A 20486-nucleotide genomic window follows, 5' to 3' on the forward strand; every position below is an offset into this window, starting at 1 on the left:
GTTTCCGCCGCAGGGTGTTGGGCCTGCCTACGGGCGCCCAATATCGTGCGCGCCGATGTAGTTCAATGGCAGAACATCAGCTTCCCAAGCTGAATACGCGGGTTCGATTCCCGTCATCGGCTCCATCCACCACCCATCGCGCCACCATCCAGCCACCACCCTCTCCACCGCACTCCCTCCATCCAGCGCTCCTCTCACCACCGCCCGGCGCCGCGCCTGAACGAGCCCCATCCGCACGGCCCGCCATCCACTGACCGACCGACTGCATTCCCCGCCGTCCACGCCCCATCCACCGTCTCCGGGCCGATACATGCGAACCGCCCGAGTTTGGCAGACATCCGGGTACACGAACGGCGCTCCATGTCGGTTTCAGAAGCCGACTGCACACTGTCCGGGAAACACTCGTAATCACACGACGTCGTGGCGACACGTTGTCGAATGCCAGGTCACCAAGTTGGTCGCCCACGCAATCGCCCAAGCGAATCAGCACAACGACACAGACCCGGGCGATCGTAGCTACAGACCGTGAGAGACCTTGTGCCGCACTCATAATCACTCGGTTCAACCCGTACGCCCCCGGCCACGGGTCAGTCCGACGCCGCCACCTCCGGGGTGGTGGCGCCGGTGCCCCCTCGGTGCTGGTGCGCAAACTCGAGCGCTCCGATCGCGGCTCCTTGCAGCGGCGCGGTCCGACCGAGCGGGCTCATGCTCACCTCGACGTCCGAGAGCGCAGTATCGGCGATGCGTCGGCTCAGGCCCTCGGTGATGCGTGCGAATTCCGACAGCGGTCCGCCGATGACGATCCGTCCGGGGTCGATGGCGGTGGTGACGTTGACGATCGTGTGCGCGAGGTCGTCGAGGATCTCGTCGGCCGCGTGGTCGGGGGCGTCGGTGTCGAGCAGGGCGCGGGCGCGGACAAGGTCGATCGACCGCCCGTCGGGGGTGCCTATGAGCGAGTGGCCGAGACGGCTCATCAACGTCTCACCGGAAGCCATTCTCAGGAAGGCTATTTCGCCTGCAGTCCCGCTGGATCCGCGGTGCAGACCACCAGAGAGGAAAAGCCCGGCACCGACACCCGCCCCCAGGTACACGTACAGGAAGTTATCGGCACCTTGCGTGGATCCGGTCCGGCTCTCGGCGATGGTTGCCCAGTTCACGTCGTTGTCGATGATCAGCGGTTCGGCGGCGTCGATATGCAAAGCCGGGGCGAAGTCGGGGACCGATCCGGTGAAGGGTGCGTCCGGCAACTGTCGGACGGTGTGAGTCCGGGGATCGATCGGTGCTGCCACGGAGACCGCAGTGGCCAGTCGCGGCGTGCCGACGTCGGCGGTGCACTGCGCGATCAGGTCTCGGGCGTCGGCAATAGCGGCGAGCAGATTCTCGTCGTCTGCCTCGATCTGACGCTCACACACCGCGGCGCCCTTGTGGTCGAGCGCCTTCACCGCCACATGCCCGCGCTCGAGCACGACTCCCAGGGAGTGTCCGTAGCGCGGGTTGACGTCGTAGAGCACCGCCGAACGCCCGCGCATTCCCGTAGCGGTCTGCCCCACCTCGACGATCAGCCCGGTCGACAGCAGTCTTTGTGCGGATTCAGAAATCGTGGGTTTCGAGATCCCTGTCGACTTGGCGATTTGCGCCCGCGACGAGGGCCCTTCCCGGAAGAGAACATCGATGAAAGTGCTGTCGGTCAGCTGCGCGAGCGTGCTCGGCAGCGGGGCGGCGACTGGAGTCGCAGCGCGGCGGAACGCGCCGGTTGAAGCCACCACCTGTTCACTCCTGCCACTACTCCCACTGCGGGGCCTTCCCGCACCTTGTCGATCCTACTTTAGTTAGGGCTCTTTACATGTGATGCATGTCTCGCTAGTCTAGCTTTCGTAAAGGTTGTTTACGAAAAGGGTGTGAGGTCATGAACACGCACGTTGCCGAGCGAATCGAACAAGTCCCCGAGGATGTTCCCGGCGCGATCCGCGCGGTCAAGGCGTCCCTGCGAGCGCAGATCGGCGACGTCGAGGCAGCGTTCCGTCAGGTCGAGACGTTCATCGAGAAGGAGATCGAGGACATCCGCGCCACCAAGGAGCGCGGCGAAGAAGTCTGGCCGGTCATCGACTACGACCAGATCGCGTCGAACGGGGTGACCGATACCCAGTTGCAGCAGATTCACCGGCGCGGCTGCCTGGTCGTGCGTGGCCACTTCCCCGAGCAGACCGCCCGCAGCTGGGACCGCCAGCTGGTCGAGTACGTCGAGGAGAACGATTTCGATGGCAAGTACCGCGGCCCCGGTGACGACTTCTTCGGCACCCTGGCCGCGTCTCGCCCGGAGATCTATCCAATCTATTGGTCCCGCCCCCAGATGGAGGCCCGCCAGCACGAGCGGATGGCAACCGTGCAGTCGTTCCTGAATCACCAGTGGAAGTTCGTGTCGCAGGGCACCACCTGGTTCGACCCCGACCAGGACAGCATGTACCCGGACCGGATCCGTCGCCGCCCTCCGGGCACCACCTCCAAGGGTCTCGGCGCCCACACCGACTCCGGCGCGCTCGAACGCTGGCTGCTGCCCGCTTACCAGAAGGTCTTCCGGCACGTCTTCGACGGCGACTTCGACCGCTACGACGCCTGGGACGCCGCCTACCGCACCGACGTCGACGAATACGCCGGTGGCTCCACGATGTGCTCGGTGTTCCGCAGCTTCCAGGGCTGGACCGCGCTGTCGGAGATGCGCAACGACCAGGGCGTGCTGTGCACCGTCCCAATCCCCGAGGCCATGGCCTACATCCTGCTGCGCGCGCTGCGCGACGACGTCCCCGACGACGAACTGTGCGACATCACCCCGCGGCGAGTGTTGCCGATCAACGACAAGTGGCACCCCCTGCTGATGCAGGGTCTGTCCGTGATCCCCGATCTGAAGCCGGGCGATTCGGTGTGGTGGCACTGCGACCTCATCCATTCGGTGCAGCCGGTGCAGAACCAGCAGGGCTGGGGCAACGTCATGTACATCCCCGCCGCCCCGATGTGCGAGAAGAACGCTCACTACGCGACCAAGGTCGCCCAGCGGTTCCTCGCCGGCGAATCCCCCGACGACTTCCCCGAAGAACACTACGAAGCGGACTGGACCGGCAGGTTCACCGAGAACGACCTCAACACCATCGGCCGCCGAGGCCTCGTTCTCGACCGCTGACCCCGCCCCTCCCCACCTTCCACCCCCTTTGGAGTTCCCGTGCACATCCCCATTGACGCGGCAGGTTCGTCCGCGCCCGAAGAAGACGGCCAGGCGTCGCGTCGCCTGGTCGGCATGGCCGCCGTCGCAGCCCTCGGCGGATTCCTGTTCGGATTCGACAGTGCGATCATCAACGGCACCGTCGACGCGATCCGCCACCAGTTCGACCTCTCCCCCGCGGTGCTCGGCTTCGTCGTCTCATGCGCACTGCTCGGCGCCGGTGTGGGCGCCTGGTCCGCCGGAATCTGCGCCGACCGGATCGGCCGCGTCCGCACCATGGTCGTCGCCTCGATCCTGCTCACCGTCAGCTCGATCGGCTCCGGTCTCGTCTTTGCCGTCTGGGACCTGATCGCCTGGCGGTTCCTCGGCGGCGTCGGCATCGGCTTCGCCTCCGTCATCGCCCCCGCCTACATCGCGGAAATCTCCCCGGCACGCATCCGCGGCCGCCTGGCCACGATGCAGCAGATGGCCCTGGTGATCGGCATCTTCCTCGCGCTGCTCGCCAGCGCTCTGTTCGCCCATCTCGCCGGCGGTGCCGCGAAGGAACTCTGGCTCGGACTCGATGCCTGGCGGTGGATGTTCATCTCCGCCGCGGTCCCCGCGATCGTTTACGGCGTCCTCGCGGCCCGGCTGCCCGAATCGCCCCGTTACCTGGTGAACAAGGGCCGCATCGACGAGGCCGGCCAGGTGCTGCGCGACGTGCTCGGTCTGGTCGATGCCGCCAGCACCCGCAAGATCCACGAAATCCAGCAGACCGTGAACACCGAACGCAAGCAACGCTTCTCGGACCTGCTCGGCGGCAAGTTCTACTTCCTGCCGCTGGTGTGGGTAGGCATCCTGCTCTCAGTGTTTCAGCAGTTGGTCGGTATCAACGTGATCTTCTACTACTCGACCACCCTGTGGCAGTCCGTCGGCTTCCAGGAATCGGACTCCTTCCTGATCTCGGTGATCACCGCCGTGACCAACATCGTGGCCACCGTCATCGCGATCTCGCTCATCGACAAGGTCGGACGGCGGGCCCTGCTGCTCTTCGGTGCCGGCGCGATGACCCTCTCCCTGTCCCTGATGGCGGTGGCGTTCGCGCAGTCCACCGTGGTCGACGGCGTGACGACACTCCCGTCCAGCTGGGGCACCGTCGCCCTGATCGGCGCGAACGTGTTCGTCATCGGATTCGGCGCGAGCTGGGGCCCGGTCGTATGGGTGCTGCTCGGCGAAATGTTCCCCAACCGCATCCGTGCCCTTGCCCTCGGCCTCGGTGCCGCGGCCCAGTGGATCGCCAACTTCGTGGTCAGCACCACCTTCCCCTCCCTCGCCGCGTTCGGCCTGCAGTACGCCTATGGGCTCTACGGCGCCTTCGCCCTGCTCGCGCTGATCTTCGTCTGGAAGATGGTGCCCGAGACCAAGGGACGCCAACTCGAATCCATGGACGAACTCGCCGGCGAAGACGAACTGCCCACGCACCCACACCATCAGCCCGCGACCACACCGGTGAACTGAGGTTCCGCTTCTCCCACACCCCTCCTCGTACCCACCGAGTAAGCGCTTACCAATACGGGTGTTCTGTGTACCCGTCTTCGAACCCAAGGAATGGCTGAAACCATGGCTACCGCCACTGACACCACCCCCCGCGCCGCCGCGACCCACGAGGTCCGCACCTACGGGCACTTCATCGACGGCGCCCCGACCACCGCCGGCGCGAACATGATCGAACGGCACTCCCCCGCCGACGGCGCATTGCTTGCGACCTACACCAACGGCACCCGCGAAGACGCCGAGCAGGCCATCCGATCCGCCCGCACCGCGTTCGACGAGGGCTCGTGGCCCACGTTGACCGGGATGCAGCGTTCCCGGGTGCTCACCACCGCCGCCACTCTGATGCGTGCCGAACAGGACGCACTGGCCCGGATCGAGGCCGAAGAGACCGGCAAACCCCTCGCCCTCGCGCAGGGCGACATCGCGGCCAGCATCGAATTGTTCGAGTACGCGGCCGCCCTGGCCGCGACCGCCCACGGTGAGGCGCACACCGAACTCGGCGAGAACTGCACCGCCCTGGTGGTGCGGGAGCCCGCAGGTGTCGTCGGGATGATCACTCCCTGGAACTTCCCGCTCCTGCAGGTAGCGCAGAAGCTGCCGTTCGCGTTGGCCGCCGGGTGCACCGCGGTCATCAAGCCCTCCGAGTTCACCTCCGGCACCACCCTCGAGCTGGCCCGGATCGTCACGGCGGCCGGCGTGCCGGCGGGCGCGGTCAACGTCGTCACCGGGGAGGGCGGCACCGTCGGCGCCGCGTTCTCCGAAAGCGACCTGATCGACCTGCTGTCCTTCACCGGCAGCACCGCCACCGGCCGCAAGATCACCGAGGCCTCCGCCGGCAGCATCAAGCGGCTGTCGATGGAACTCGGCGGCAAGGCCGCGAGCATCGTCTACGAGGACGCCGACCTCGACGACGCCCTCGACGGAGTGCTCTTCGGGGTGCTTTTCAACCAGGGCGAATGCTGCGTCTCCGGGGCTCGGCTGCTGGTGCACGACTCCATCGCCGACGACTTCGTCGCCCGCGTGGTCGAGGGGATCGGGAAAGTCACCGTCGGCGCACCCACCGCCGAGGGCAGTGAGGTCGGGCCGATGATCCACGCGGGCCACCTCGACAAGGTGCTCGGATGCGTCGACACCGCGGTGGCGGACGGCGCGACCCTGCTGGCCGGCGGCACCCGCCTCAGCGGCCCCGGGTTCGAGCACGGCAATTTCGTTGCCCCCACCGTCCTGGACAACGTCACGGCCACCGCACCGGTGTTCACCGAAGAAATCTTCGGCCCCGTCCTCACGGTCACCCGCTTCTCCGACGTCGACGAGGCCATCACCCTGGCCAACGCCACCGAATACGGTCTGGCCGGCTCGATCTGGACCAAGAACATCGACAAGGCACTGACCACCGCCCGCCGCATGCGCAGCGGCCGGGTCTGGGTCAACACCACCATCGACGGCGCGCCTGCCCTGCCCGCCGGTGGAATGAAGCAGAGCGGCTACGGCCGCGAGATGGGCCAGGCCGGATTCGACGAATTCACCGAGCTCAAAACCATCCAGATCCGCACCGGCACACGCACACCCGTGTTCCCTAACTGGACCAGCTAGCCGCCTCCCGCACCCCCGACGCCGGTGCGCACACCCACCGACTGCCCATCACGCACTACACACCGCTGAGACGGTGTGCTCGACCCGAGGAGAATTCCGTGGACACCACCCAGGTCTACGACTACATCATCACCGGCGGCGGCACCGCCGGCTGCGTCCTGGCCGCCCGGCTGACCGAAGATCCGCAGGTAAGGGTGCTGCTGCTCGAAGCCGGCCGCGGTGACCGGCACCCCTTCATCCACGTCCCCGCAGGTTTCGCGAAACTGACCGGCAGCAAGTACGACTGGGGCCACACCAGCGTGCCGCAGAAGCACTGCAACGACCGGGTGATCCCGCTGGCGCAGGGCAAGGTCCTCGGCGGCGGCGGGTCGATCAACGCACAGGTGTTCACCCGCGGCGCCCACGAGGACTACGACGAGTGGGCCGCGAAATTCGGCTGCGACGGCTGGTCCTACGACGCGATCAAGAAGTACTTCCTGCGGGCGGAGTCCAACGAACGACTCTCCGCCCCGCTCCACGGCACCGACGGCCCGATCGGCGTCTCCGATCTGGTCAACCCGCACCCGCTGAGCAGGGCGTGGGTCCAGGCCGGCCAGGAGTACGGGCTGCCCTACAACAGCGACTTCAACGGCGAAAGCCAGTACGGGGTCGGCTATTACCAGACGACCACCAAGAACGGGCGGCGATGCAGCGCCGCCGTCGGCTACCTCGGCCCGGCTCGGGGGCGCCCCAACCTCACCCTGAAAACCCATGTGACCGTTGCCCGGATCGTCCTCGACGGTAGCCGCGCCACCGGCGTCGAATACGTCGAGAACGGTGTCCGCACGATCGCCAAGGTCGACGGCGAGGTCCTGGTCACCAGCGGCGCCTACGGCTCACCGAAGCTGCTGCAACTCTCCGGCATCGGCAATGGTGACGACCTGACCGCCGCTGGTGTACCGGTCCGGCACGAGTTGGCCGGGGTCGGGCGTAATCTGCACGATCACTGCGACCTCGACATCATCTATGAGCTCCGCGAGTACCAGAGCATGGACCGGCTCAACCTGATCCGCCCCGGCACCGTCAAGGCCGGACTCGAATACCTCGCCTTCCGGAAGGGCCCGCTCGCCTCCACCATCGTCGAAGGCGGCGCGTTCTCCTTCGGCAAGGCCAAGGAAGCAATCCCGGACCTGCAGTTCCACTTCCTGCCCGCCGCCGGCGTCGAGCAGGGCATCGCCGCGATGCGCCCCGGCTACGGCGCAACCCTGAACTCGTACTTCGTGCGCCCGCAGAGCCGCGGCTCGGTGCGACTGGCCTCGGCCGACCCGACCGCACCTCCGCTGGTGGACCCGAACTTCCTCGCCACCGACTTCGACGTCGAAGCGAGCATCGAGGGCGTCAAGCAGTCCCGGGAAATCATGAGCCAGCCGTCGATGGCCAAGCACATCAAGGCCGAACACCTCGCCGGCGGAAAAGCGCTGCGCACCAAGGACGACTACGTCGACTTCGTCCGCTCCCACGGGCGCACCTCCTACCACCCCGTCGGCACCTGCGCGATGGGCACCGACACCCACTCCGTGGTCGGACCGGACCTGACCGTGCACGGCCTCGAAGGCCTGCGCGTGGCGGACTCGTCGGTCATGCCGCGACTGGTCAGTTCCAACACCCAATTTCCCACCATCATGATCGCGGAAAAGGCCGCAGACATGATCATTTGCGGCTGAGGCGGCCCAGCACAGCACACCTTGACCGGCCGAGCCGGGGTCGCGCCGTCGACCCCGGCTTTCGTCGTGCCCGGTTTCGGAGCGTGGGCAAGAACAAACCCGAAAGACTCCTTTAGATCGATCCAGACTATATACGCGCAGATCACGACTCTTCTCCCGATCCAAGTTCTATCTAGACCCGTGACGTGGGAAAACAACCTCTTGGATCGATCCAGGCAATCGTGTATGGTCTGTATCGCAGGTCACACAGAACAAGAGAAGGGACCGAGGCAATGGGGCGAGTCACGCTCTCCGACGTCAGTCGCCACGCCGGCGTGTCCCGGTCGACCGCATCCTTGGTACTCAACGACAGCCCGAGCGTCGCACCGGAAACCACACGCCGCGTACGCGAGGCGATGAAGGCGCTCGGATACGTCTACAACCGGCACGCGGCGATGCTTCGCAATCCTCGGTCGATGACCCTCGGCCTGGTGGTCACCGAGGTGCAGAACCCCTACTTCGCCGAACTGGCCATGACTTTGGAGGACGTCGCCGACCGCGCCAACTACGCCGTCTTCATCGGCTACAGCCGCGACGACCCGGCCCGCCAGCGGCGGTTGCTCGACCGGTTCGTCGAGCGCAGCATCGACGGGTTGATCCTGTTGCCGGCCGGCGACACCCAGGCCTCGGAGATCGACGACCTGCTTGCGTCGAGCGGCATCCCCCTGGTCCTGCTGGCCCGGCACTTCGATCTCAGCCATGACTACGTCGGCGCCGACAACGTCGAGGCCGGACGGCTACTCGGCCAGCACCTGCGTTCGATGGGCGCGCGGACGGTGGCCATGGTCGGCGGCCCCCAGCACACCTCCGCCCGCCGCGAGCGGGAGCAGGGTTTCCTCGCCGCCATCGACGGATCCGACATGACGATGTATCCCACCGACGGACTGTTCGGGGAAGCCACCCCGGACGGCGGTGCAGATGCCACCCGCCGACTGCTCGACCGCGGCGAGATCCCCGACGCGATCGTGGCCTACAGCGACATCGTCGCCGTCGGCGTCTACGCCGAACTCACCCGCCGCGGACTCGAACCCGGCCGCGACATCGCCGTCGGCGGCTTCGACGACATCGCCGGATCCGCCCACCGCACACCGCCGCTGACCACCGTCGCCACCTTCCCCACCAAGATCGGGGAGAAGTGCGGCGAACTGATCCTCGAACGCCTCGGCCAGGCTCAGACCCCGGACGGCGCTACTGCCGTCTCGCCGTACAGCCATCAGCTCGTCGAGCCCGCGCTACGAGTGCGCGCCTCCACCGCCGCCTGGCGCCCTCGCCGCCCATAGGCCACCGCACCTCCGGATACCGCCCCACCGATCGTCAATATCCATGACCGACAAGTAAGCGCTTTCACAGCTAGGAGCCAGATGATGCACACCCCCCGCGTACTCTCCGCCCGACAGGCCGCCGACCTCGTCCAGGACGGCGACATCGTCACCGTCAGCTCGTCGTCGGGACTGGGCTGCCCGGATGCGGTGCTCGGCGGCCTCGGACAGCGCTACGAAGAGACCCGGTCCCCGAAGAACCTGACCAGCGTGCACCCGATCGCGGCCGGCGACATGTGGGGCATCAAGGGCATCGATCACATCGCCCGGCCCGGTCTGTTGTCTCGGGTGGTCGCCGGTTCGTATCCATCCGGCCCCTCCTCGGCGGAGCCGCCCCGGATCTGGCAGATGATCGAGAACAACGAGATCGAGGCCTACAACTTCCCCTCCGGTGTGCTGTATCAGCTGCACCGCGCCGCCGCCGCCAAGCAACCCGGCGTGCTGACCAAGGTGGGACTCGACACCTTCGTCGACCCACGGATCAGCGCCGGCCGGATGAATACCATCACCCCCGATGCCTTCGTCCGAGTGCACGAACTCGACGGTCAGGAATGGCTGTTCTACGACGCCCTCGTTCCGGATGTCGCGATCATCCGCGCCACCACCGCCGACACCCACGGCAACCTGACATTCGAGGAAGAGGCGTCCCCGCTCGGCGCCCTCGACCTGGCCTACGCCGCCCACAACAACGGCGGCGTCGTCATCGCCCAAGTCAAGTACCTGGCCGAGGGCGGCAGCCTGAGCCCACAGGCAGTGCAGGTCCCGGGCATCCTCGTCGACGCCCTCGTGCTGGCCCCGGATCAGCTGCAGACCACCCAAACCCAGTACGACCCAGCCATTTCCGGCGAGTTGCGCCGCCCGTTGAGCACCCTCGAGCCGGTGCCGTTCACCCTCGAGAAAATCATGGCCCGCAGGGCCGCGGCCGAACTGCAGTCCGGGGAGATCGCCAACCTCGGCTTCGGGGTGTCGGCGCTGGTGCCGCACGTGCTGGTCGAGGAAGGGCTCGCGAACGCGGTGTCCTGGGTGATCGAGCAGGGCCCGGTCGGCGGTGTTCCTCTGTTGGACTTCGTCTTCGGTGTCGCTCAGAACCCGGACGCGATCATGCAGAGCTCGGACCAGTTCACCCTGCTGCAGGGTGGTGGCTTCGAGCACTCGCTGCTCTCGTTCCTCGAGATCGACCGGCACGGCAACGTCAACGTGCACAGCCTCCCCAAGCGCCGGCACGTCACCGCCGGTATCGGCGGATTCGCCGACATCACCTCCTCGGCCCCGTCGATTGTGTTCGTCGGCTCCTTCACCGCAGGCCGCCGCGACATCGGGATCGAGGACGGTGCCCTGCAGATCCGTGCCGACGGCCCGCATACCAAGTTCGTGAACGAGGTCGACTCCCCCACCTTCTCCGGCAAGCGCGCCCTGGCCAACGGGCAGAAGGTTCTCTACGTCACCGAGCGGGCGGTGCTCGAACTACGCCCGGAGGGGTTGACCGTCATCGAGATCGCCCCCGGCGTGGACCTGCAGCGTGACGTGCTCGGCAAGTCCGAGTTCGAGCTGCTCGTCGACCCGAATCTGACGACCATGTCCGCCGAGCTGTTTGTCCCCCAGCTTCAGAACCTGATCCTGTCCACGCTGCCCGAGCACCCGCGGATGCAGGCGGTGCAGGCATGACCGCAACCACCCCGACCGAGGAACACCGCATGAACTCCACCGACGTCCACACCGACACCGGCCGGATCGCCGTCAGCTACACCCACGAGGGCCGGGTGGCGACGGTGCTGATCGACCGCCCCCGCAAGCTCAACGCCCTCACCCTCGAACTCCTCGACGCCCTCTATACCGAGCTGCGGGCCGTCGAGCATTCCGACGCCCAGCTCGTGCTGCTGAAAACCGCCGGCGAGAAGGCCTTCTGTGTCGGCGCCGACATCACCCAGTTCGCCGACTTCACCCCTGTCCAGATGTGGAAACGCTGGATCGCCGAAGGACACCGGGTGTTCAACTTCCTCGCCCAACTCCGCCAGCCGACGATCGCGGTCGTCGACGGCATCGCCGTCGGCGGCGGACTGGAACTCGCCTTGGCCTGCGACCTGCGGGTCGGCGGCCCCGGCGCCCGCCTCGGGCTGCCCGAAACCAGCCTCGGCACCATCCCCGGATGGGGCGGAACCGAGCGGCTGACCAACGTGATCGGCGCCGCCCGGGCCAAGGAGCTCATCTTCACCCGCCGCCAACTCGACGCCGAGACCGCGCTGGCATGGGGCCTGCTCACCGCGGTCGCCGAACGCGACGGCATCGACGCGGCAACCGACGAGCTCGTCGACCGCATCCTCGAAGGTGCCCCCGCCGCGGTACAGGTGAGCAAGCAGCTTGTCGACGCCGCCGCAGTCGGCGCACCGTCGGCCATCCTCGAAGCCCTCGCCAGCGGATTCACCGCCTCGACCCACGATTTTGCGATCGGGGTCACCGCCTTCCGGAATAAGACCGCACCCATCTTCACCAACTCGTAGACCCCTCGCGCCTTCTCGACACAGCGAACCCTCTTCAGGATTGGCAGACCATGACCCTCAATCCACACTCACCGTCCACGGCCGACCCCGAAACGCATACCGACATCCCGGTGGTCACCACCAAGGACCTCCGCAAAGCGGCATGGGGCGCATCGGTGGGAAGCGCCCTCGAGTACTACGACTTCGCCCTCTACAGCCTGGCGTCCGCGCTGGTGTTCGGGCCGCTGTTCTTCCCGAGCGAGAACGCCTCGACCGGACTGGTCCTGAGCTTCGCCACCTACTTCATCGGCTTCGCCGTCCGCCCGCTCGGCGGCGTGTTCTTCGGCCGGCTCGGTGACCGACTGGGCCGCAAATTCGTACTGATGGCCACCATCATCATGATGGGTGCGGCCAGCACCTGCATCGGCCTGTTGCCGACCTACCATGGCAGCGAAGGCGACTGGTACTCCGGCGGAGTCGGCATGCTTGCCCCGGCGCTGTTGATCCTGCTGCGTATCGTCCAGGGGCTCGGCGCCGGCGCCGAGATGGCCGGCGCTTCCATCCTGATGACCGAGTACTCCCCGCCGAAGAAGCGCGGCTTCTACGCCTCGCTGCCGTTCCTCGGTGTGCAGGTCGGCACCGTGACCGCGGCCCTGGTCTACTTCCTCGTCTACCGCGGACACAGCGAGATCACCGACACCTGGCTCTGGCGGGTGCCGTTCCTGGCCAGCGTCGTCATCCTCGGTGTCGCGATGTACCTGCGGGTCAATCTGAAGGAGTCCCCGACCTTCAAGAAGCTCGAGGTCCGCGACCAGATCGCCGAGCGGCCGCTGCACAACCTGCTCGAGCATTCTCGCCCGTCCCTGCTGCGGGGCATCGGGTTGCGCCTGGCCGAGAACGGCTCGTCCTCGATGTACCAGGCCCTCGCGGTCGCCTACGTCACCAGCGCCGCAGTCGGCATCAAGGGCCCCATCGGTGCCCTCTCCCTGGTGTTCGCCGCCTCCCTCGGCTCGATCGTGATCCCGATCGCCGGCAAGCTCTCCGACCGGTTCGGCCGGGTCAAGACCTACCGCGCATTCGCCTACTTCCAGCTGGTCTCCGCGTTCCCGATCTGGTGGGCACTGTCCCAGGGCAGTGTGGTGCTGACCATCGTCGTCATCTCCCTGGCGCTCGGGATCGGGACCTGGGGGATGTTCGGCTCGCAGAGCGCCTTCATGTGCGAGCTGTTCGGCTCCCGCCAGCGCTACCTCGGCGTCTCCGTGGCCCGGGAGATCTCCGCGGTGCTCTCCGGCGGCATCGCCCCACTGATCGGGGCCTGGATCATCGCGGCGGTCGTCGCCTCCGACGGCGGCCCGGACGTCCCCGGCGCCGGACTGGGATCGTGGGTGTTCATCGCCGGATACCTGTGCATCCTGACCCTCATCACGATCGGCACCACCTACATCACCCCCGACCCGATCAACCGCGATCTGGACGACCCACGCGACGCCATCACCGCCGCCCGCAGCTGAATCAGCCGCGAACCGACGACAATCACAAAATGACCGATACCGGCCAGGGGACAGCATCGCTGCAGCTGGCCGGCATTGGTCTTTCACCGCCGCCATCGACAGACGAAAGCCGGTTCGACGAGATGCGAGACGACACGAATTCTCCACTGCGAGCGGTGCTGTGGGACATGGACGGCACCCTCGTCGACACCGAGCCGCACTGGATGCAGGCCCAACGGCGCCTGGCGTCGGAGCACGACGTGGAGTGGACCGCCGCCGACGCCGCCTCCACCGTCGGCCAGCCGATGACGGTCTCCGCAGGCAAGCTGCAGCACCGTGGCATCGCCCTGCCGGTCGCGACGATCGTCGACATGCTGGTCGATGACGTCGCCACCGTCATCAGCCGTGAGGTTCCCTGGCTGCCCGGGGCGCAGCGCCTACTCGGCGACCTCGCGGAGGCAGGCATCGCCTGCGGGCTGGTCACCATGGCCTACAGTCCGGTCGCGCACCGGGTCGCGGCGGCCGCACCCGGTAACGTCTTCAGCACCGTGGTCGCCGGGGACGATGTCGAGCGGGGAAAGCCCTACCCCGACCCGTACCTGCAGGCGGCCGCCGCGCTCGGAGTTCGCGCCGAGGATTGTGTGGCGATCGAGGATTCGCTCAACGGAACGCTCAGCGCCGAATCAGCGGGAATGCCGGTCCTGGTCGTACCCGGCATCGTCTCCGTACCGGCCGCACCCGGGCGCCATTTCACCAAGTCGCTGGCGGAAGTCACCGTCGACTCACTGCGCGATGCGCACGGTGCCGCATTGCGGCACGACCGATGGCGAGCGCCTGACCAGTGAGGATGCGCCCCGCGTCGTCATCAATCGTTCGAACAGGTATCCTTTGTAAACGCTTCCATTCCGGTGGATCCCCAACTCCCTCACCGAGGGTAGCAATCAGGACGAGAGATACAGAGGACCCGATGGCCGAACAGACCCGAGCATCGGTGGCCCGTCGGCCGACGATCACCACCGTGGCGAAGGCCGCGGGAGTGTCGATCGCGACCGTCTCTCGTGTGATGAGTGGAAGTTCTGCGGTGACACCGGATTTGGCCGCTCGAGTGCAGAAGGTTGCCGAGGAGTTGTCCTACCGGCCCAGCAGTGCCGCACGAGGTCTCGTGCTCGGATCGCTGCGGAACATGGGCGTGATCCTGCCGGATCTGGCGAATGCGTATTTCTTCGATGTGGTCAAGCAGATGCACCACGGTGCCAACGCCGACGGGTATCGGATGCTCGTCGCGGACTACTCCGGTGCAGCGGCGGACGAGTTCGCCACTGCGCTGGATCTGCTCGGCCAGGTCGACGGGCTGATTCTCTTGTCGTCAAGGATTCCGACGGCCGGGCTGAAGGAGCTTGCCCGGCAGTCGACTCCGGTGGTGCTGGTCAATCGGATCGAGCTCGGGGTGGATATCCCCATGGTGGCGATTGACAACTTCACCCCGATGATGGAGCTGTGCGGGCATCTGGCGCAGCTCGGTCACCGCCGGGTCGCGTACATTGCCGGCTCCGAGCTGTCGTGGCAGAACCGTGAGCGCTGGCGCGGAATCGAGATGGCGAAGGTCTTCGGGATCGAGGCCGTCAAGGTCGCCTCGGACGGCACCATCGAGGGTAGTTATGGGGTAGTCGAGGAGGCGCTCACCCATGAGCCGACCGCACTGATCTGCTTCAACGACCTCTCTGCGCTCGGGGCGATCTCGAAGTTGCGTGAGCTCGGACTACGCGTACCAGACGACATCTCGGTCACCGGTTTCGACGACATCGCGATTGCCCGCCACATCGACCCGCGCCTGACCACCGTGGTGAGCCCGAAGGCCCAGCTCGGCGACCAGGCGTGGGCGTTGATGCATGCGGCATTGGAGCGCGATCCCAGCGCGGCGCCGCCGCTGCTGGCCGCCGAGATGGTCGTCCGGGATTCGACCGGGCCCGCGAAGTGACACCACCCTGACCATGGCCACCGCCCCCGCCGCACGAGAGGCCCGCGACATCTCATCGATATTCAGATGCGGACAAGACCCTCAGTAGCGGCGCGGACCGCGTCTTTCGGATCCTCGGCCCACCACCGGTCGCTGAGAACCTCGACCTCCACGAGCCCGTCGTACCCGGCGCTCCGACAGTCGGCGACGAATCCGGTCATGTCGATGCAGCCTTCGCCGGGCATGCCGCGGCTGCTGAGTTCGCCGTGGATCGGGGTGACCCAGTCCGCCAACTGCACCGAGAACAGGCGTTCGCCTGCCCTGGTGATCTGCTGCGGCAGCGCCGCGTCCCACCACACGTGATACGAGTCGAGGGCGATCCCGACGATGTCGGATCCGATCGCCTCGACCATGTCGTTGGCCTCGCCGAGTGAGGTGATCACCGACCGGCTGGACGCCATCATCGGGTGCATCGGCTCGACCGCGAGCCGCACCCCCGCCGCCCGGGCGTATGGCTCGAGTTCGGCGATGCCGTCGCGGACCTGCCGCCTCGCGTCGGCGAGGTCGCCGTGGGCGGGGCCGCAGACCAGCACGAGGCAGTCGGCGCCGAGGGCATGGGCCTGGTCGACCGCCACCCGGTTGTCGTCCATGGCTTCTCGCCGCAGCCGGGCGGTCGGTTGCGGGAACATTCCGCCCCGGCAGACGCTGGTGACGCGCAACCCCGACTGCCGGAGCCGGGCCGACGCGGCCACCAGGTCCACGCCGTCGAGGACGTCCCGCCACAGGCCGACGCCGGCGAATCCCCACTGCGCGGCGAGGTCGGCGACCTCGGTGAGGCCGGCGCCCTTGACGGTGACGGAATTGAGACTGCACTGCGCGAGGTCCATGTCAGCGGATTCCGTGCACGGCGAAGTACGCCGACGCCCGTGCGGCGGTGAAGTCGGGATCGGTGAACAGGCCGATCGCGTCGGCTGCGCGGACCAGTTCGGCCAGGTGGGTGAGGCTGCGGCCGGTCTCGAAGCCGCCGATCATCCGGAAGTGCTCCTGCTTGCCGTTCAGGTACGCCAACCAGGCGACACCGACCTTGTAGTACTGCGTGGGGGCGGCGAACAGCAACCGGCTCAGGGTTTCGGTGGGGCCCAGGATGTTCCGGAAGCCCTGCTCGTCGCCGGCGTCCAACCGTGCGAACGCGGCGGAGGCGAACGGGCCGAGCGCGGCGAACGCCCCGAGGAGAGCGTCACTGGTGTGGGTGCCGTCGCCGGCGATCAGGTCGACGTAGTTGTAGTCGTCGCCGGTGAACACCCGCACCCCGGCCGGCATCCGCTCACGCAGGGCGATCTCGAGCGCCGGGTCGAGCAGGGACACCTTGATGCCGCGCACGCGCTCATGGTGCGCGTCGATGATCTGCAGCACGGTGTCCATGGCCGCGCCCGGATCCGCGAATCCCCAGTAGCCGTCCAGGGCGGGATCGAACACCGAACCGAGCCAATGCAGGACCACCGGGCGGGTGGCCGCCGACAGCACCGCGTCGTACACGGCGAGGTAGTCGTCGGGTCCGGTCGCGGCGCGGGCGAGGTGCCTGCTCGCCATCAGCACCACCTCACCGCCCGCGGATTCGATCGCCTCGACCTGTTCGAGGTAGGCGTCGCGGATCTCGTCGAGCGAGGCGGTGTCGGTTTTCAGTTGATCGGTGGCGACTCCGACCACGACCTTCCCGCCGACCGACTTCGCGTCGGTGAGGGTGCGGACGGCGAGTTCCTTCGCCGCGGCCCAATCCAGTCCCATGCCGCGCTGGGCGGTGTCCATCGACTCGGCCACCCCCAGTCCCAGCGACCACAGATCGCGGCGTAGTTGCAGGGTGGCGTCCCAGTCGATCTGGTCCGCGGCATTCTCCGCCGACGCCCGCAGCGGGTCGGCGACCACATGCGCGGCCGCGTACACCGCCCTGCTGGTCGGCGGGGTGGACCGGGTGCCGAGCCGTGCCGGCTCACTCAGCACGAGCGTGCTGGTCGTGCGGTCGGCGGAAGGGAGAACTATCGAGGCCATGTAAAAACTCCTGAAATCGCTTTCTTGCTGAAGTATGGATCACCATATACTGTGATGAACATCGAGGTCCAGACCACATAGGGCCTCAATTCATAGACTGAAAGCAGTTTCCGGCGCGGGTAGGTCAGGAATGTCCACCGTCGCCGCGCCACCCGAAGGGAGCCACACTGTGGGCGCATCAACACAGGTCACCGAGTCGTCGGAATTGACGGGCAAGGCCGCGATCGTCACCGGCGCGGCCGGCGGAATCGGTTCCGCCATCGCCCGCAAGCTGGCAGCCCGCGGCGCCCAGGTGGTCGGCGTCGACGCCGACCCAAAGATCACCGACGTCATGACGCAGATCGGCGGACACGGCCTGTGCGGCGACCTGACCGATCCGGATTTCAGCGCCCAGGCCGTCGATCTCGCCCAGCAGGTCGCCGGACGCCTCGACATCCTGATCAACGCCGCGGGAATCCAGCTGCGCACCAACGCCATCGACGTCGACGAGGACGGCTGGCAGCGACTGGTCGATGTGAACCTCTCCGCGGTGTACCGGCTGACCCGGCAGTCGATGAAGTCGCTGATCGACAGCCGCGGCAGCGTCGTCAACATCGCCTCGCTCTCCGCCGACCGCGCTGTCCCGGGCATCGTCCCCTACGGCGCGACGAAGGCCGCTCTCACTCAGCTCGGCAAGGGCCTGGCCGTCGAACTCGGGCCGCAGGGCGTGCGCGTGAACACTGTCTCGCCGGGATACATCGAGACCCCGATGACGGCGGAGGTGCTCGGGCAGGAAGAATTCCGTGCCCAGAAGCTGAGCCGTATCCCGTTGCAGCGGTTCGCGGACGGTGACGACGTCGCCGACGTGGTGCTGTTCCTCGTCTCCGACGCCGCACGGTACGTCACCGGCGTCGTGCTGCCCATCGACGGCGGGTACTCGATCACATGACCGCGGCGGCAACCGTTCCCTCGATCACCCTGAACAACGGTGTGACCATGCCCGCCATCGGATTCGGCGTGTTCAAGATCCCCGATGAGGACATGAACGCGACGGTCGGACATGCCGTGACCGCCGGATACCGCGCCTTCGACACCGCCCCGATGTACGGCAACGAGCACTCTCTCGGTCGCGCGCTGGCAGGCTCCGGTATCAGGCGCGACGAATTGTTCGTGACCACCAAGGTTTCCAACGAGGACCAGGGGTACCGGTCGACCCTCGACGCAGTCGACGCGAGTATCGGCCGTCTCGGCCTGGGCTACGTCGACCTGTGCCTGATCCACTGGCCGGCGCCCGCGCGCGGCACCTACCTGGAGACCTGGCGGGCACTCGAACAGCTCTACGCCGCGGGCCGGATCCGGGCGATCGGCGTCTCGAACTTTAAGCCCGATCACCTGCATCGCCTGATGGAGGTCGCCGCGGTCGCGCCCGTGGTCAACCAGATCGAACTGCACCCGCTGCTGACCCAACCGGCGATGCTGGACCTGCACCGGACCCTCGGCATCCACACCCAGGCATGGGCGCCGCTCGCGCGCGGCCGGCTACCCGGCAACGAGGTACTCCAGGTTCTCGCCGACCGACACGCGGTGTCCCTCGCTCAGGTGGTGCTGCGCTGGCACCTATAACTCGGGACAACGCCGTTGCCGAAATCGGCCTCACCGGAACGGATACGCAGCAACATCGACGTGTTCGATTTCCAGCTCAGTCCCGACGAGATGGCACAGATCTCGGCGCTGAATCGGAACGAGAGAACAGGGCCGCACCCCGATGACGTCCACTGATCATCCCGAGTCGAGGAAGAGCGCCCCGATGCGCGTCGTCTTCGCCCCCGACTCGTTCAAAGGCTCGATCAACGCGATCGACCTAGCTGATGCACTGGCCGCCGGGTGGGCGTCGGTGCGCCCACACGACGAACTGGTACTCCTACCGCAAGCCGACGGCGGGGAGGGCACCCTCGACGCCATCGCCTCCTGCCACCCGCACGTCACCTGGCACTCCGTGTCCGGAGTCCGCGGACCCGACGGCCGTCGGACAACCGGCAGATGGCTGCGGCTCGACGACGGAACCGCGGTCGTCGAACTGGCCCAGATGAGCGGCCTGCCACTGATGAACGCCCTCGACGCCGGCGGCGCCTCGACCACCGGTCTGGGACAGGTGATCGCCGCCGCCCTCGACGCCGGCGCCAAGTCCCTGCTCATCGGCCTCGGCGGGTCGGCGTCCACCGACGGCGGGGCCGGCGCACTCCGCGCCCTCGGCGTGAGACTGCTCGACAGGCACGGCCGCGACATCGACGACGGCGGCGCAGCCCTGTCCGAACTCGACACCGTCGACGTCGACACGCTGCGGGTGCCCCCACCCGGCGGCGTGGAACTGCTGTCCGACACCACCGCCGTCCTGTGCGGCTTCCACGGCGCCGCACACGTCTTCGGCCCGCAGAAGGGTGCGGACCCGCAGCTGCGCGACCTCCTCGACGCCGCCCTGCAACGGTTCGCGGACCGCCTCGGCGCCGTGACGGCCGTCCGACCGGATCAACCCGGCGCCGGCGCGGCCGGCGGTACCGGATTCGGTCTCGCGGCCTGGGGCGGGCGCCTCGTCCCCGGTGCGGCGCGCATGGCGGACCTCACCGGCGTCAGCGACGAATTCGGCCGCGCAGACGTCATCGTCACCGGCGAAGGCCGATTCGACGAGACCTCGCTGACCGGCAAACTCGTCGGCTCCGTACTCGCGCGGTGCGCGGACACCAATACCCGATCCGTCGTCGTCGCCGGCCAACTCGCGGCCACCCCACCCGACGCGTCCATCTCACTGACCGCACTGGCGGGCTCAGCCGAAAACGCCATCGCCGAGACCGAGCGCTGGGCCCGGCACGCCGGCACCGCCGCCGCCGAAATGTTCTGACCTGGAACCACGTCGCACCGCACGTCCACACCATTTCGAGGTAGAAGAAGACAGTGATCGAGATCGATCCAGCGGCTACATCCCAGATGCACATGGCCGCAACGACATCGACGGGCTCGACTCCCCCGGTCTCCGTCTGCGGACCATCAGTTGTGAGCAGAATCGTGCAGAGGTTCTGAAAGCGAGGTGCGGACCGACGGCCTGGGTATCGGTACCGGGTCGAATTGAGGACCCGGGATG

The 20486-nt window shown here is 67.3% G+C and carries 15 protein-coding genes, 1 tRNA gene and 1 pseudogene; 14 read left to right on the forward strand and 3 right to left on the reverse strand.

Translation table 11 applies throughout. From position 1 onward, the window contains the following. Positions 1 to 51: 51 nt before the first annotated feature. Positions 52 to 125 (forward strand) — tRNA-Gly (locus ACNJ7E_RS27255). 462 nt (positions 126 to 587) lie between these two features. Here the strand turns inward: ACNJ7E_RS27255 and ACNJ7E_RS27260 are convergent. Next, entirely contained in the window at positions 588 to 1766 is a 1179-nt protein-coding gene (locus ACNJ7E_RS27260) for an ROK family transcriptional regulator (RefSeq protein WP_418341423.1), read from the reverse strand. 140 nt (positions 1767 to 1906) lie between these two features. On the opposite strand from ACNJ7E_RS27260, the gene ACNJ7E_RS27265 reads away from it, so the two are divergent. The 10 genes from ACNJ7E_RS27265 to ACNJ7E_RS27310 all read left to right on the forward strand — a co-directional run bounded on the left by ACNJ7E_RS27265 (position 1907) and on the right by ACNJ7E_RS27310 (position 15346). Then, positions 1907 to 3175, forward strand: coding sequence for a DUF1479 domain-containing protein (locus ACNJ7E_RS27265; protein ID WP_418341424.1), 1269 nt, complete (start codon positions 1907 to 1909; stop codon positions 3173 to 3175). 45 nt (positions 3176 to 3220) lie between these two features. Further along, a complete protein-coding gene (locus ACNJ7E_RS27270; RefSeq protein WP_418341509.1) occupies positions 3221 to 4711 on the forward strand; it encodes a sugar porter family MFS transporter in 1491 nt (496 codons plus the stop codon). A 102-nt stretch (positions 4712 to 4813) separates the two neighbouring features. Next, positions 4814 to 6340: an aldehyde dehydrogenase family protein gene (locus tag ACNJ7E_RS27275; RefSeq protein ID WP_317567791.1), complete on the forward strand. Its 1527-nt coding sequence runs from the start codon at positions 4814 to 4816 to the stop codon at positions 6338 to 6340. A 98-nt stretch (positions 6341 to 6438) separates the two neighbouring features. Continuing rightward, entirely contained in the window at positions 6439 to 8043 is a 1605-nt protein-coding gene (locus ACNJ7E_RS27280) for a GMC family oxidoreductase (protein WP_418341425.1), read from the forward strand. A gap of 272 nt (positions 8044 to 8315) precedes the next feature. Continuing rightward, positions 8316 to 9362, forward strand: coding sequence for a LacI family DNA-binding transcriptional regulator (locus ACNJ7E_RS27285; protein WP_418341426.1), 1047 nt, complete (start codon positions 8316 to 8318; stop codon positions 9360 to 9362). 81 nt (positions 9363 to 9443) lie between these two features. Next, complete coding sequence (locus tag ACNJ7E_RS27290) at positions 9444 to 11066, forward strand: acyl CoA:acetate/3-ketoacid CoA transferase (protein ID WP_418341427.1); 1623 nt, start codon at positions 9444 to 9446, stop codon at positions 11064 to 11066. After that, entirely contained in the window at positions 11063 to 11899 is an 837-nt protein-coding gene (locus tag ACNJ7E_RS27295) for an enoyl-CoA hydratase/isomerase family protein (protein WP_418341428.1), read from the forward strand. Before ACNJ7E_RS27290 ends, ACNJ7E_RS27295 begins: the two co-directional genes overlap by 4 nt. Before the next feature lie 50 nt (positions 11900 to 11949). Next, positions 11950 to 13389, forward strand: a complete 1440-nt coding sequence (locus ACNJ7E_RS27300; RefSeq protein ID WP_418341429.1) for an MFS transporter — start codon at positions 11950 to 11952, stop codon at positions 13387 to 13389. 29 nt (positions 13390 to 13418) lie between these two features. Then, positions 13419 to 14213, forward strand: a complete 795-nt coding sequence (locus ACNJ7E_RS27305) for an HAD family hydrolase (RefSeq protein WP_418341430.1) — start codon at positions 13419 to 13421, stop codon at positions 14211 to 14213. A gap of 122 nt (positions 14214 to 14335) precedes the next feature. Further along, a complete protein-coding gene (locus ACNJ7E_RS27310) occupies positions 14336 to 15346 on the forward strand; it encodes a LacI family DNA-binding transcriptional regulator (protein ID WP_317567784.1) in 1011 nt (336 codons plus the stop codon). A 62-nt stretch (positions 15347 to 15408) separates the two neighbouring features. Here the strand turns inward: ACNJ7E_RS27310 and ACNJ7E_RS27315 are convergent, their stop codons facing one another. Both ACNJ7E_RS27315 and ACNJ7E_RS27320 read right to left on the reverse strand, forming a co-directional pair. After that, a complete protein-coding gene (locus ACNJ7E_RS27315; RefSeq protein ID WP_418341431.1) occupies positions 15409 to 16212 on the reverse strand; it encodes a sugar phosphate isomerase/epimerase family protein in 804 nt (267 codons plus the stop codon). Position 16213: 1 nt separating this feature from the next. Further along, positions 16214 to 17371 carry a dihydrodipicolinate synthase family protein gene (locus tag ACNJ7E_RS27320; protein WP_418341432.1) on the reverse strand — a complete coding sequence of 386 codons (1158 nt, stop codon included), beginning with the start codon at positions 17369 to 17371 and terminating at the stop codon, positions 16214 to 16216. A gap of 130 nt (positions 17372 to 17501) precedes the next feature. Between ACNJ7E_RS27320 and ACNJ7E_RS27325 the strand changes: the two genes are divergently transcribed. From ACNJ7E_RS27325 to ACNJ7E_RS27335, 3 genes and pseudogenes are all read left to right on the forward strand, one after another. Further along, entirely contained in the window at positions 17502 to 18299 is a 798-nt protein-coding gene (locus tag ACNJ7E_RS27325) for an SDR family NAD(P)-dependent oxidoreductase (RefSeq protein WP_418341433.1), read from the forward strand. Further along, positions 18296 to 19129 (forward strand): annotated as a pseudogene (locus ACNJ7E_RS27330) (aldo/keto reductase). The gene ACNJ7E_RS27325 and the pseudogene ACNJ7E_RS27330 overlap by 4 nt, the downstream one beginning before the upstream one ends. Further along, the gene (locus ACNJ7E_RS27335; RefSeq protein WP_418341434.1) at positions 19116 to 20246 is read left to right on the forward strand and encodes a glycerate kinase; all 1131 of its coding nucleotides are present in this window, start codon (positions 19116 to 19118) and stop codon (positions 20244 to 20246) included. The pseudogene ACNJ7E_RS27330 and the gene ACNJ7E_RS27335 overlap by 14 nt, the downstream one beginning before the upstream one ends. The last annotated feature ends 240 nt before the right edge of the window (positions 20247 to 20486 follow it).

This window comes from Rhodococcus mengyinensis, from assembly GCF_048381435.1.
Taxonomy (GTDB): Bacteria; Actinomycetota; Actinomycetes; order Mycobacteriales; family Mycobacteriaceae; genus Rhodococcus_F; species Rhodococcus_F opacus_D.